This window comes from Kitasatospora sp. NPDC088351 (assembly GCF_040685575.1).
Lineage (GTDB): Bacteria > Actinomycetota > Actinomycetes > Streptomycetales > Streptomycetaceae > Kitasatospora.
The window spans coordinates 80,908-94,279 of record NZ_JBFBIL010000009.1 but is presented as its reverse complement, the minus strand read 5'-3'; the positions used below and the strand labels follow the sequence as shown (position 1 = coordinate 94,279).

Annotated in this window: 10 protein-coding genes; 4 read left to right on the top strand and 6 right to left on the bottom strand. The window is 73.6% G+C overall.

The genetic code is table 11. The features are described 5' to 3' along the window. Positions 1 to 66 precede the first annotated feature (66 nt). From ggt to AB0P06_RS09860, 5 genes are all read right to left on the bottom strand, one after another. Positions 67 to 1,854, bottom strand: a complete 1,788-nt coding sequence (ggt, locus tag AB0P06_RS09880; protein ID WP_363606461.1) for a gamma-glutamyltransferase — start codon at positions 1,852 to 1,854, stop codon at positions 67 to 69. Positions 1,855 to 1,985: 131 nt separating this feature from the next. Continuing rightward, complete coding sequence (locus AB0P06_RS09875; RefSeq protein ID WP_363606588.1) at positions 1,986 to 3,047, bottom strand: ROK family glucokinase; 1,062 nt, start codon at positions 3,045 to 3,047, stop codon at positions 1,986 to 1,988. Between the two features lie 41 nt (positions 3,048 to 3,088). Next, entirely contained in the window at positions 3,089 to 3,982 is an 894-nt protein-coding gene (locus AB0P06_RS09870) for an ATP-binding cassette domain-containing protein (protein ID WP_363606460.1), read from the bottom strand. After that, positions 3,979 to 5,007 (bottom strand): ABC transporter permease, encoded by a 1,029-nt coding sequence (locus AB0P06_RS09865; protein ID WP_363606459.1) that lies wholly within the window; start codon positions 5,005 to 5,007, stop codon positions 3,979 to 3,981. The genes AB0P06_RS09870 and AB0P06_RS09865 overlap by 4 nt, the downstream gene beginning before the upstream one ends. Continuing rightward, complete coding sequence (locus AB0P06_RS09860; protein WP_363606458.1) at positions 5,004 to 6,023, bottom strand: substrate-binding domain-containing protein; 1,020 nt, start codon at positions 6,021 to 6,023, stop codon at positions 5,004 to 5,006. Before AB0P06_RS09860 ends, AB0P06_RS09865 begins: the two co-directional genes overlap by 4 nt. Positions 6,024 to 6,337: 314 nt before the next feature. On the opposite strand from AB0P06_RS09860, the gene AB0P06_RS09855 reads away from it, so the two are divergent. Next, the gene (locus AB0P06_RS09855) at positions 6,338 to 7,477 is read left to right on the top strand and encodes an alpha/beta hydrolase-fold protein (RefSeq protein ID WP_363606456.1); all 1,140 of its coding nucleotides are present in this window, start codon (positions 6,338 to 6,340) and stop codon (positions 7,475 to 7,477) included. An 81-nt stretch (positions 7,478 to 7,558) separates the two neighbouring features. On the opposite strand, the gene AB0P06_RS09850 is transcribed toward AB0P06_RS09855, so the two are convergent. Beyond that, a complete protein-coding gene (locus AB0P06_RS09850) occupies positions 7,559 to 9,151 on the bottom strand; it encodes a PucR family transcriptional regulator (RefSeq protein WP_363606454.1) in 1,593 nt (530 codons plus the stop codon). A 417-nt stretch (positions 9,152 to 9,568) separates the two neighbouring features. Here AB0P06_RS09850 and AB0P06_RS09845 point away from each other — a divergent pair, with 417 nt between their 5' ends. Genes AB0P06_RS09845 through pucD form a run of 3 tightly spaced genes read left to right on the top strand, consistent with a single transcriptional unit; the run spans position 9,569 to position 13,307 of the window. Continuing rightward, positions 9,569 to 10,456 (top strand): FAD binding domain-containing protein, encoded by an 888-nt coding sequence (locus AB0P06_RS09845; RefSeq protein ID WP_363606453.1) that lies wholly within the window; start codon positions 9,569 to 9,571, stop codon positions 10,454 to 10,456. Continuing rightward, positions 10,453 to 10,938: a (2Fe-2S)-binding protein gene (locus AB0P06_RS09840; protein WP_363606452.1), complete on the top strand. Its 486-nt coding sequence runs from the start codon at positions 10,453 to 10,455 to the stop codon at positions 10,936 to 10,938. Before AB0P06_RS09845 ends, AB0P06_RS09840 begins: the two co-directional genes overlap by 4 nt. A gap of 2 nt (positions 10,939 to 10,940) precedes the next feature. After that, positions 10,941 to 13,307 (top strand): xanthine dehydrogenase subunit D, encoded by a 2,367-nt coding sequence (pucD, locus tag AB0P06_RS09835; protein ID WP_363606587.1) that lies wholly within the window; start codon positions 10,941 to 10,943, stop codon positions 13,305 to 13,307. Positions 13,308 to 13,372: the final 65 nt, after the last annotated feature.

Here is a 13,372-nt window from a genome sequence, read left to right as displayed (position 1 = left end):
GCCCACCCCGAATCTACCGCCGCCCACTGACAGACCGGGCCTGCCCAAGGGATCCGGCGGCCGGGCTCAGGGCGCGGGCCGGACCACCGCCGCCGCGCCGCCGCCCCGGCGCACCGGTTCGACGGCCGCCACCCAGCGGCCGTCCGGCAGGCGCTCGACGCCGGTCGCGGCGCCGATCTCCGGGGTGCCGCTGAACACGTGCCCGAGCGCCTCCAGCCGGGCCCGCTCGGGCAGCGCGAGGAAGGCCGGTTCGGCCTGGGTGGCGGCCGTGTTGCGCTGGCTGGCGCGCGGCGCGGCGATCGCCTGCTCCAGGCTCAGGCCGCGGTCGAGCCGGCCGAGCAGCACCTGGAGCGTGGTGGTGACGATGGTCGCGCCGCCGGGCGAGCCGGCCGCGAGGAGCGGCTCGCCGTCGCGCAGCACGATGGTCGGCGAGATCGAGGAGCGCGGCCGCTTGCCGGGCCCGGGCAGGTTGGGGTCGGGCACCCCGGGGGTGAGCGGGGTGAAGTCGAAGTCGGTCAGCTCGTTGTTGAGCAGGAAGCCGCGGCCGGGGACGGTGATGCCGCTGCCGCCGGTCTGCTCCAGGGTGAGGGTGTACGAGACGACGTTGCCCCAGCGGTCGGCGACGCTCAGGTGGGTGGTGCTCAGCCCCTCGTACGGCTCGGCCACCGCCGGGCCGTACGAGGCGCAGTCGGCCGGGTGGCGCGGGTCGCCGGGGGCGAGCGGGCTGGTGAGCGCCCGGTCGGGGCTGATCAGGCAGGCCCGGGAGGCGGCGTACCGCTCGGAGAGCAGTTCCCTGGTGGGCACGGACGAGAAGCGCGGGTCGCCGACCCAGCGGTTGCGGTCGGCGAAGGCGATCCGGGAGGCGTCCAGGAAGTGGTGGTAGTACTGCGTGGCGCTCAGCCGGGACAGCTCGCCGTCCTCCAGGATGCCCAGCGCCTCGCCGACGGTGGTGCCGCCGGAGCTGGACGGGGCGATGGAGTAGACGTCGTAGTCGCGGTAGGCGACGTGGGTGGGCTGCTGGCGGCGGACCTGGTAGTCGGCCAGGTCGGTGGCGTCCACCCTGCCGGGGCGGGCGTTGCGCCCGGAGGCCGGGTCCACCGGGGGGTGCTGGACGGCCCGGACGATGTCGGCACCGAGGTCGCCCTGGTAGAGCGCCTTGGTGCCCTCCTTGGCCAACTGGCCGTAGGTGGCGGCGAGATCGGGGTTGCGCAGGGTGGAGCCGACGGCGGGGAGTCTGCCGCCGGGCAGGAAGAGCTCCGCGGTGGCGGGGAAGTCCTTGAACCGGTCCTGGTTGAGCGCGGTCTGGTCCTGGAAGGTCTGGTCGACGGTGAAGCCCTGCTCGGCGATCCGCCGGGCGGGCGCCAGCGCGTCGCCCAGCGAGTGCCGGCCCCACTCCCGGACGGCCGTCTCCCAGGTCGCGGGGGTGCCGGGCACGCCGACCGAGAGGCCACTGGTGACGGCGTCGGCGAAGGCCAGCGGCCGGCCGTCCTCCAGGAAGAGCGACTCGTCGGCGGTCCGGGAGGCGACCTCGCGGCCGTCGATGGTGGAGACCCGGCCGCTGTCGTGGTCGTAGTAGACGAAGTAGCCGCCCCCGCCGATGCCGGCCGAGTACGGCTCGGTGACCCCGAGCGCGGCCGCGACGGCGACGGCGGCGTCCACCGCGTTGCCGCCCTTGCGCAGCACCTCGATGCCGGCCGCCGTGGCGTCGGCGTCCACGCTGGCCACCGCCCCGCCCCAGCCCACCGCCTCGGGCACCTTGGGCGGTGGCGCCGCCGCCCCGGCCGGTCCGACGGTGGACCAGACCAGGGCGGTGGCGAGCAGGAGCGGCGGGGCGATACGGGCCAGAGCTCTCATCCGGGGCCTCCTGAGTGGGCGTCAACTCCGTTGTTTCACAGGAGGCATGGCCCGGACAACAGGGCCTCGTGACTACCAACGGGTAGTTGACGTTCCGCACGGCCCGTGGCCCGCGGCGCCCGTGGCGGGAGCTACAGCACGCTGCGCTCCACCCGGCGGCGCTTGATGGTGCGGAAACGGCGGGCCACCTGGCGGGCCAGGTCGGCGGCGCCGACCAGACCGGCCTCGTTGCCGAGGGCGGCGTGCACGATGGTGGCCTCGGGGCGGAAGCCGCGGCCGGTGAGGGTCCGGCGGAAGGTGTCCCGGGCCGGGCCGATCAGCAGGTCGCCGGCCTCGGAGACACCGCCGCCGATCACGAAGCGGCCCGGGTCGAGGGCGGCGGCCAGGTTGGCGATGCCGATGCCGAGCCAGGTGCCGACCTCGTACAGCAGCTCGGTGGCGGTCGGGTCGCCGGCCCGGGCCGCCTCGGTGACCAGCGGGCCGGTGATGCCCTCGACGGTGCCGCCGGCCCTGGCCAGCAGCGGCTGCACCACCGGCGACTCCTCGGCGACCAGCTCGCGCGCGTCGCGCACCAGCGCGTTGCCGGAGGAGTACTGCTCCCAGCAGCCCCGGTTGCCGCACGGGCAGCGGTGGCCGCCGGGCACCACCTGCATGTGCCCGAACTCCCCCGCCAGCCCGTACTTGCCCCGGTCCACGTAGCCGTCGCGGACGACCGCGCCGCCGATGCCGGTGCCGAGGGTGAGCATCACCATGTGGTCCTCGCCGCGCCCGGCGCCGAACCGCCACTCGGCCCAGGCGGCGGCGTTGGCGTCGTTCTCGACGATCACCGGGAACCGCAGCCGCTCGCTGAGCGCCTGCTGGAGCGGCTCGTTGCGCCAGTTCAGGTGCGGGGCGAAGAGCACCTTGGAGCGGTCGGCGTCCACCCAGCCGGCCGCGCCGATCCCGACCGCGTGGACGTCGTGCCGGTCGGCGAGCTGGAGCACCAGCTCGACGATGACGTCCTCGACCACCCGGGGGCTCTTGCTCCGGTGCGGGGTGTCGGTGCGCAGCTTCTCCAGGATCGTGCCCTCGCCGTCCACCACGCCCGCGACCACCTTGGTGCCGCCGATGTCGACGCCGATGGTGGGCAGCCGCAGGATGCTGGCGGGCAGGGCCCGGCGGCGGCGCTCGGCGCGCGGTCCGAGGCCGAGCAGGGTGGGCAGGACGGCCGGCCGGGTGGGGCCGTTGGGGCTGGTCACGGCTGCGGACGCTCCTCACGGGAATCGGGGTCGGGGTCGGACGGGGAGCTGGGAGGGGAACCGGGGCGGGAGTCCGGGCGGGGCTCACTGCGGCCGAGCTCGTGCGAGAGCTCGGCGAGGTCGGAGCCGCCCGCCATCTCGGTGGTGAGCTGTTCGAGGCTGATCTCCGCCCGGGGGTGGCTGCCGGCCATCCGCCCCCGCTTGAGCAGGGTGAAGTGGTCGCCGACCAGGTAGGCGTGGTGCGGGTTGTGGGTGATCAGGACGACTCCGAGCCCGGCGTCGCGGGCGGCGTCGACGTACTTGAGCACCACCCCGGACTGCTTGACGCCGAGCGCGGCCGTCGGCTCGTCCAGGATCAGCACCCTGGCGCCGAAGTGGACGGCCCGGGCGATCGCCACGCACTGCCGCTGACCGCCGGAGAGGGTGCCGATCGGGCGGTCCACGTCGTACAGGTCGATGCCCATCCGGGCGAGCGCCTCGCGGGTGGTGGCGCGCATCCCGTCGGCGTCCAGGCGCAGCGGGCCGAACCGGCCCCAGCGCTTGGTGCCCTGTTCGGAGCCGAGGAAGAAGTTGCGCCAGACCGGCATCAGCGGCACCACCGCGAGGTCCTGGTAGACGGTGGCGATGCCGCGGTCCAGGGCCTGGCGCGGGGAGGCCAGGCGGACCTCCTCGCCGCCGACGGTGTAGACGCCCTCGTCGTGCTGGTGCAGCCCTGCGATGATCTTGATCAGGGTGGACTTCCCGGCGCCGTTGTCGCCGAGCACGCAGCTGATCTCGCCGGCCCGCAGGGTGAGCGAGACGTCCTGGAGCGCCCGGACCGTGCCGTACGTCTTGCCGACGCCGTCCAGGGCGAGCAGTTCGTTCGTCCCGTGGTTCGTGCTGTCGCTCATCGCGGCCCCCGTTCGGCCCGGCGCTTGACCCAGGAGTTCAGCAGGGCGGCGAGCAGCAGCATCGCGCCCAGGAAGAACTTGAACCAGTCCGGGTTCCACTGGGCGTAGATGATCCCCTTGCTGGCCATGCCGAAGATCAGCGCGCCGAGCGCGGAGCCGGCCACCGAGCCGTAGCCGCCGGTGATCAGGCAGCCGCCGATGACCGCCGCGACGATGTAGATCAGCTCGTTGCCGACGCCCTCGCCGGACTGCACGGTGTCGAAGGAGAACAGCAGGTGCTGGCCGAGCACCCAGGCGCCGAAGCCGACGCCGAGGTAGAGCAGGGTCTTGGTCCGGGCGACGGGCACGCCGACCGCGCGGGCCGCGTCCGCGTCGCCGCCGACCGCGAAGATCCAGTTGCCGAAGCGGGTCCGCAGCAGCACCCAGCTGCCGACCAGCAGCAGGCCGAGCCACCACCAGACGGTGGCCTTGATCGTCAGCCCGCCGACGGTGACCTCGGAGGCGAACAGCCAGCGGCAGGAGGCGAAGCCCCGCATGTCGGAGATCGGCTTGGTGGAGACGGTGCCGGAGACCAGCTTGGTGACGCCGAGGTTGGCACCGGTCAGCATCAGGAACGTGCCGAGGGTGACGATGAAGCTGGGCAGCTTCGTCCGGCTGAGCATCCAGCCGTTGAAGCCGCCGACGGCCAGCGCGACCAGCAGCGAGACCAGCACACCGACCCAGGTCACGGCGGTGAGCTGGTAGGAGACCATCGACGAGGTCAGGGCCGCGGTGGTGACCAGCACCCCGGCCGAGAGGTCGAACTCGCCGCCGATCATCAGCAGCGAGACCGGCACCGCCATGATCCCGATGGTGGAGGCCGCGTACAGCACCGTGCCCAGCGAGGAGACCCGCAGGAACGGCTCGGCGACGGCGGCGAAGACCAGGAACACCGCGGCGGCGGCGATCAGCGAGCCGAACTCGGGCCGGGCGAAGAGCCGGCGCAGTGCCGCCGGGCGGTCCTGGGCGAGGAGGTCGGTGCTCACCTGGTCCCCCTCGCGACGTACTCGGCGAGCGCGTCGGCGTCGTCCCGGGTGAGGATCTGCGGGCCGGTCAGGACGGGCTTGCCGCCGCCGAGCGCGTCCAGGTTGGAGCGGTACAGCCAGAGCAGGTCGACGCCCTCGTAGCCCTGGAGGTAGGGCTGCTGGTCGACGGCGAAGCCGACGCTGCCGGACTTGAGGCCGGCCACCACCTGGGCGCCCAGGTCGAAGGTGTCGAGTTCGACGTCGCGGCGGGCGTCCTGGATGGCCTGGAGGCCGGTGGCGGCCATCGGCGCGGAGAGGGTGAGCACGGTGTCGATGGCCGGGTCGGCCTGGAGCCGGGCGGAGACGGCGGCGCGGGCGTCGGGCATGTTGACGCCGTCCACGTAGAGCACCTGGAAGGGGCCGCCGGCCGTGCTCCGGGCTCCGGCGCAGCGCTGCTCCTGGCCCACGTTGCCCTGCTCGTGGATGACGCAGAGGACGTTCCTGCGGCCGCGCGCGGCCAGCTCGGTGCCGGCGGCCTGGCCGGCGGTGGACTCGTCCTGGCCGATGTGGGTGAGCGCGCCGAACCTGGCCGAGTACTCCTGGCCGGAGTTGATGGTGATCACCGGGATGCCGGCTGCCTTGGCCTTGCCGAGGACGTCGCCGAGCGCGTCGCCCTTGGCGAGGGTGACCAGCAGGCCGTCGACCTTCTGGTCGATGGCGGCCTGGACGAGCTGGACCTGGTTCTGGGTCTGCGCGTCGTTGGAGTACAGGAAGGTGATGTTGTCCTTGGCCGCGGCCTGCTCGGCGCCCTTGCGCACGGTGTCCCAGAACGCGTCGCCGGCGCCCGCGTGGGTCACCATGGCGACCTTCCAGCGCGGGGTGGTGACAGCGCTGCCGGCGCCGGCCGCGGCCTTGGCGCGGGCCTGCTCGGCGCGTCTGCCTCCGGTACTGCTGCAACCGGCCACGGCGACCACCAGTGCCAGGGCGGCGCAGGCGGGCCAGAACCGGCGGTAAGGACGAAAGCGGGTATTGCTCATCCCCATAGTCTCGCTTCCCGGCGCGCGCGGTATTGCACCGCCTCGCCCGCCGGCCGGGTCCGTACGCGCGGTATCGTGCCCTGCTGAGTGGCGATCCTGGGAGTTGGCTGGCAACGCCGTCCAGGACAGGGCCGATTGGGTGGCAGACTAGGTCCGGCCCGAAAACGGAACATCCCGGAAACGTGATGTTCCTCTCAGGTTCCGCACAGATTTGAACGGCAACCGATCTCCCGTTCCCCACCGTCTGATGCCATTGGAGCGCGTTCCGGGCGAGTGGGGCCCGGAGCGGCTTGAAACCCGGATACGAGAACTTGATGCAACTGACAGGTACGCCATTCTTCGTCTGCACGGTGATCCTCGTGCCGATCTCCATCGCGGTGGCGATGCTGCTCTGGGGCAAGGTCCGCGGACCTCGACCGGTGCGGATCCTGTCCAGACTTGCCATGATCGTCTTCTGCCAGATCACCGCCGTGACGATGGTCTTCGTCATGGTCAACAACGCCAACCTGATCTACGGCACCTGGGACGACCTGCTCGGCACCGGCAACCACGTCCGGGCCGTGCCCCCCGTCCCGCCGGCCGAGCACGGCACGGGCGCCGGCCACGGCCAGGAGGGCGGGGGCGACGCCAAACCGACCAAGGTGCTGCAGCAGTTCCACGGCGTGGACGACCCGAAGGTGCCGGGCGACGTCCAGAAGACCGACCTCAAGGGCCAGGTCTCCGGGGTCGACGGCGAGGTGCTGGTCTGGCTGCCGCCGCAGTACAACGACCCGGCCTTCAAGGACAAGAAGTTCCCGGTCGTCGAGCTGATCCCGGGCTACCCGGGCTCCTCCTCCACCTGGTACGGCACGCTGAAGGTCTCCGACCAGCTGAAGCCGCTGATGCAGCAGGGCAAGGTGGCGCCGTTCATCCTGGTCTCGCCGCGCACCCTGCTGCTCGGCAACCACACCGACACCGGCTGCGCCGACGTACCGGGCAAGGTCAACGCCGAGGCCTGGCTGACCCGCGACGTACCGCAGATGGTGCTGGACAACTTCCGGGCCGACCCCGCCCCGGACCGCTGGGCCGTCGCCGGGTACTCGGCCGGCGCGCACTGCGCCACCAAGCTGGCGGTCGCCCACCCCGACCGCTACCGGGCCGGCGTCAGCCTCTCCGGCTACAACGACCCGGCCACCGAGCCGGACTCCCTGGTCGGCAAGGACGCCAAGCTGCGCGAGGCCAACAACCCGGTCAACATCCTCAAGAGCGCCGGCCAGCCCCCGAAGGTCGCCCTCTACATGAGCGGCAACAAGGGCGACGGCTACGAGGGCGCGGTCGCGATGAAGGACGTCGCCAAGGCGCCCACCACCGTCCAGCCGGTGGAGACCACCGGCCCGCACTCCAGTGACGTCTGGAAGAACATGGTGCCCGGGGTCTTCGAGTGGCTCACCGGGGTGATCCCGGTCCAGCCGTAGCACCGCGCCGAGGGCCCGCCACGACCGCCGGAAACCGGCGTCGTGGCGGGCCCTCGGTCCGTCCGGCCGGTACCTACCGGCTCAGGCCAGTTCCAGGGCCAGGTAGAAGTCCACCCGGTCCTCCAGGCGGGAGAGGTCCCGCCCGGTCAGCTCCTCGATCCGGCCGATCCGGTAGCGCAGGGTGTTGACGTGGACGTGCAGCTGGGCGGCGCAGCGCGTCCAGGAGCCGTCCGAGCGCAGGAACGCCTCCAGGGTGCGGACCAGGTCCGCCTGGTGCTCGAGGTCGTACCCGATCACCTTGTCCAGCAGCCGGCCGCGGAACGCCCGGCGGACCTCGTCCGGGACGGCGGCCAGCAGCAGCACGTGCGAGGCCAGCTCCTCCGGACCGGCGACGCAGACCCGGCCCACCCGGGCGGCGGCGATCCGGCGGGCGTGCCGGGCCTCCTCCAGGGCGCCGCGCAGGCCGCCCGCCTCGGAGGCGGGGGCGGAGACGCCGAGGGTGATCCGGCCCTCCGGACCGAGGCCGGCCTCCAGCGGGGCGAGCAGCTCGCGCAGGGCGTCGGCGGGCACCGGGCTGTCGAGGACCGGCAGCACCACCACCGCGTCGTCGCCGGCCCCGGCGACCAGGGCGCGGTCGGTGGTCCCGTTGAGGGCTTCCTCCAGGATCGGCCGCACCGCCCCGTCCGGCAGACCCGTCCCCTCGGCGCTGAGCACCAGCCAGGAACCCTGCGCCGTCCGGCGCCCGGGCTCGGCGCTCTCGTAGCGGGCGGCCATCGCCGAGGAGGCGTAGAGGGCGCGGCTGATCTCGGCCGGGTCGGCGTCGCGCTGGAGCAGCGTCAGCGCCTCGTCGGCGAGGCGGCGGCGCAGCCGGCGGCCCTCGTCCCGGCGGTGGCGCTCGGCGGCGACCAGCCCGGCCAGGTTCTCGGCGAGCTGCTGGCGCTTGGTGGTCCACTCGGTGATGTCACCGGCGACCGCCAGCAGCCAGTCGGCGAGCGGCGTCCCGGTGTCGGGAACGGCGGGCGCGGGCAGCAGCGAGTAGGCGCCGGTGCGCAGCCGGGCCAGGTGCGGGGGGCGACGGCGCCCGCGCTGGGCGCCGAGGTGGGCGCGGACCAGCTGGTCCCGGTCGTCGGCGGAGAGCCGGTCGGCCGGACCGGCGATCACCGATCCGGTGGGGGTGAGCACCCAGCAGTCCAGGTCGAGGTCGCCGCCGAGCAGGTCGAGGACGGCGTCCAGGCCACCGCCGCCGGCCGCGGAGACCAGCAGGCGGTGACGGTCCACCAGGGCGGCGAGGTCGGCGGCGCGGTCGGCGGAGACCTGGCGGCCGATGAACTCGGCGACGGTGCCGAACGCGATGTCGTCGGGGACCGCCAGCAGCGGCATCCGGTGCCGGCGACAGGCCTCGATCAGGTCCTCGGGGACGGGCCCGACCTCGGCCTCGCCGGCCGCCAGGGCGACCGCGCCGCCGGCCGCGATGGTCCGCACGAAGCGCTCGGAGTCCGCCGGGCCGGTGCGCCAGAGCATGCCGGTGAGCACCAGCTCGCCGCCGTGCAGATAGCGGCCCGGATCGTGCAGGTCCGTGGTCATCACACCGCCGACCTGCCGGTCCAGCTCCTCCTCGGCCGCGAGCAGGCGCAGACGCGGGGCACCGGGGGCGAGCAGGTCACGGACACGCATCCGCGGACTCCTAACGGGCTGGGGGTGAGGGCGGCCCGGGCGCTCGGCCGGGCTCACAGTCTGCCCGACCGGCCGGGCTCGGGGGGACGGACCGGCCGGTGCCCGGATCACGGGCCCGCGGCTCGGGAACCGCGGCCGGGTCACGGTCGTCGGTGGTGTCCGCTCCACGGCTGGGATGCGCGATTCCCCTCCTTAGAGGAACGTACAGGATGCCGGGCGGGACCAGAGCCGGGGCTTCATGCCATCGGTGACTGCCGACGGGCCCGTCCCGGCGGTTCACTGTCCACACGCCGCCGGAACGACGCCGGTGACCGGCATCCGGCGCCGAGGCGACGAGGCGGTCCACGCGATCCGGGCACCGGGCGGCGGGCACCGGGCCCACCCGTCCTGGCGCCGACGACGTGAGGAGACCCCCGTATGGAGTTCCTTCGGCCCGCCACCTGGGACGAGGCGCTCGCGGCGAAGGCCGGGCACCCGACCGCGCTGCCCCTCTCGGGCGGTACGGACGTCATGGTCGAGCTGAACTTCGACGTGCGCCGGCCATCCGCGCTCCTCGACCTCAACCGCGTCACCGAGCTCACCACCTGGTCGAACGACGGCGATGTCGTGCGGCTCGGCGCCGCCGTCCCCTACCGCCGGATCACCGACGAGCTGTCCGGCCCGCTGCCCGGCCTGGCGCTGGCGGCCCGCACCGTCGGCTCGCCGCAGATCCGCAACCGCGGCAGCGTGGGCGGCAACCTCGGCGGTGCCTCGCCCGCCGGTGACGCGCACCCCGCGCTGCTGGCGGCCGGCCGGGACGTCCTCGTGGAGGCCGCCTCGGTGCGCGGCACCCGGTTGATCCCCATCGACGAGTTCTACGTCGGGGTGAAGCGCAACTCGCTGGAGCCGGACGAGCTGATCCGCGCCGTGCGGATCCCGGTCGCGGACGGCCCCCAGCAGTTCTCCAAGGTCGGCACCCGCAACGCCATGGTGATCGCGGTCTGCGCGTTCGGCTTCGCCCTCCACCCGGGGAGCGGCACCGTCGGCACCGGGATCGGCTCGGCCGCCCCCACGCCACGCCGCGCCGTCGAGGCCGAGGAGTACCTCCAGGGCGTGCTCGCCGGGCGCGGCCTCTGGGAGTCCGGCGGCCCGCTGGGCGCCGGGGTGGTTCAGCGGTTCGGCGAGCTGGTGAAGGCCGCCGCCGCACCGATCGACGACGTCCGCGGCACCGCCGACTACCGGCGGCACGCGCTGGCCGTGCTGGCCCGGCGCACCCTCACCTGGACGTGGAACGACTACGGCAAGCAGATCGGGAGCGCGGCATGAGGGTCACATTCACCGCCAACGGCAGGCCGGTCGAGGCCGACGACGTGTGGGAGGGCGAGAGCCTGCTGTACGTGCTGCGCGAGCGCGTGGGCCTGCCGGGCTCGAAGAACGCCTGCGAGCAGGGCGAGTGCGGCTCCTGCACGGTCTACCTGGACGGCGTGCCGGTCTGTTCCTGCCTGGTCGCGGCCGGCCAGGTCCAGGACCGGGACGTCCGCACGGTCGAGGGCCTGACCGGCGAGAACGGTGAACTGGGCCTCGTCCAGCAGGCGTTCGTCGACGCCGGGGCCGTCCAGTGCGGCTTCTGCACCCCCGGCCTGCTGGTGCAGACCGACGCGCTGCTCGCCAGGGACGCCCGGCCGGGCGACGACGACATCCGCGAGGCGCTCTCCGGCAACCTCTGCCGCTGCACCGGCTACGGGAAGATCATGGACGCGGTGCGGCTGGCCTCCGCCCGCATGGGCGGCAAGGCGGTCGCGGAATGAGCATGCGCACCCTCCGGGGCCAGAAGAACCTCCAGGACATCCGGCAGACCGGCGGGGACGGCGTCGGCGGCTCGCAGCTGCGCCCGGACGGCGCGCTGAAGGTCAGGGGCGAGTTCGCCTACTCGTCCGACCTGTGGCACGAGGACATGCTCTGGGGTACGGCCCTGCGCTCGCCGCACCCCCGCGCCACCATCCGCTCGGTGGACGTCTCCGAGGCGCTGCGGCTGCCCGGGGTGTACGCCGTGCTCACCCACGAGGACATCCCGGGCTCCAAGTACTACGGCCTGGAGATCCAGGACCAGCCGGTCCTGGCGATCGACAAGGTCCGCCACCACGGCGAGGCGATCGCGCTGGTCGCGGCCGACCACCCGGAGACGGCCCGCCGCGCGGTGGAGCGGATCAGGGTCGAGTACGAGGTGCTCACCCCGATCACCACCGAGGAGCAGTGCCTCGACCCGGAGACCCACGGCCATGTGCACGAGCCGCACGAGTACAGGTCGCACGGGCACGGCAACATCTGCCACGAGCAGCGGCTGGTCTCCGGCCTCGGGGTGACCGACGAGGTGCGGGCGATGGCGGACGTCACCGTCAGCGGCAGCTACGAGGTCGGCATGCAGGACCAGGCCTTCCTCGGCCCCGAGTCCGGCCTGGCGGTGCCCGCCGAGGACGGCGGCATCGACCTCTACATCGCCACCCAGTGGCTGCACGTGGACCGCCGGCAGATGGCCCCCGTGCTGGCCCTGCCGGAGGAGAGGATCCGGCTCACCCTGGCCGGCGTCGGCGGCGCCTTCGGCGGTCGCGAGGACCTCTCGATGCAGATCCACGCCGGTCTGCTGGCGCTGCGCACCGGCAGGCCGGTCAAGATCGTCTACTCCCGCGACGAGTCCTTCTTCGGCCATGTCCACCGCCACCCGGCCCGGATGACGTACGAGCACGGCGCCACCCGGGACGGCAGGCTGGTCTTCGCCGACTGCCGGATCGTGCTGGACGGCGGTGCGTACGCCTCCTCCTCACCCGCCGTGGTCGGCAACGCGGCCTCGCTCGGCCACGGCCCGTACGTGATCCCGAACGTGCGGATGCACGCCATCGCGCTCTACAGCAACAACCCGCCCTGCGGGGCGATGCGCGGCTTCGGCGCCGTCCAGGCCGCGTTCGGCTACGAGACGCAGATGGACAAGCTGGCCGCCGCCCTGGGCATGGACCCGGTCGAGCTGCGGCGGCTGAACGCGATGGCCGAGGGCGACCGGCTGCCCACCGGCCAGCGGATCGACTCACCCGCCCCGGTCGCCGAACTCCTGCGCCGCGTCAAGGACATGCCGCTCCCGCCACCGCTGGACCCCGACCGCCCGGACATCCGGCGGCTCCCGGGCGCGCTGTCCAACACCTCGCACGGCGAGGGCATCGTGCGCGGTGTCGGCTACTCGGTCGGCATCAAGAACGTCGGCTTCTCCGAGGGCTTCGACGACTACTCCACCGCCCGGGTGCGGCTGGAGGTGATCGGCGGCGAGCCGGTCGCCATGGTGCACACCGCGATGGCGGAGGTCGGCCAGGGCGGGGTCACCGTGCACGCCCAGATCGCCCGCACCGAGCTGGGCGTCGAGCAGGTGACCATCCAGCCAGCCAACACCGAGGTCGGCTCGGCCGGTTCGACCTCCGCCTCCCGGCAGACCTACATGACCGGCGGCGCGGTCAAGCTCGCCGCCGAGGCCGTCCGGCAGGCGCTGATCGAGAAGGGCCGCCGGCGTTACGGCTGGACCCACCACGACCTCACGCTGAGCGCCGGAACGGTGGTCTCGGCGTCGGCCGGCCCGCTGGTGGCCATGGTCGACCTGCTCGGCGACGACGCGATCGACCTCACCCGCGAGCACCACCACCGCCCGACCGTCCCGTTCGACAAGGAGACCGGGCAGGGCTCCGGCCACCTCCAGTACTCCTTCTGCGCCAACCGCGCGGTCGTCGACGTGGACGTCGAACTCGGCCTGGTCAAGGTGGTCGAGCTGACCGCCGTCCAGGACGTCGGCAAGGCGCTCAACCCGCTCTCGGTGGTCGGCCAGATCCAGGGCGGCTGCGCCCAGGCGCTCGGCCTGGCCGTGATGGAGGAGATCGTCGTCAAGGACGGGAAGGTGCGCAACGCCTCCTTCACCGACTACCTGATCCCCACCATCCTGGACACCCCGCCGATGCCGGTGGAGCTCCTCGAACTGCCCGACCCGCACGCCCCGTACGGGCTGCGCGGGGTGGGCGAGGCCCCGACCGTCTCCGCGACGCCGTCCATCGTGGCCGCCATCCGCGACGCCACCGGGCTGGCGCTGCACCGGATCCCGGTCCGGCCCGAGCACCTGACCACCGAGGCCCCCGGGGCGCGGTAGCCCGGCGGGCCGGTCCGAACGTCCCCGGGGCCGCGGCCGTCCTGGGGGCTCGGCCGTCGCCGACG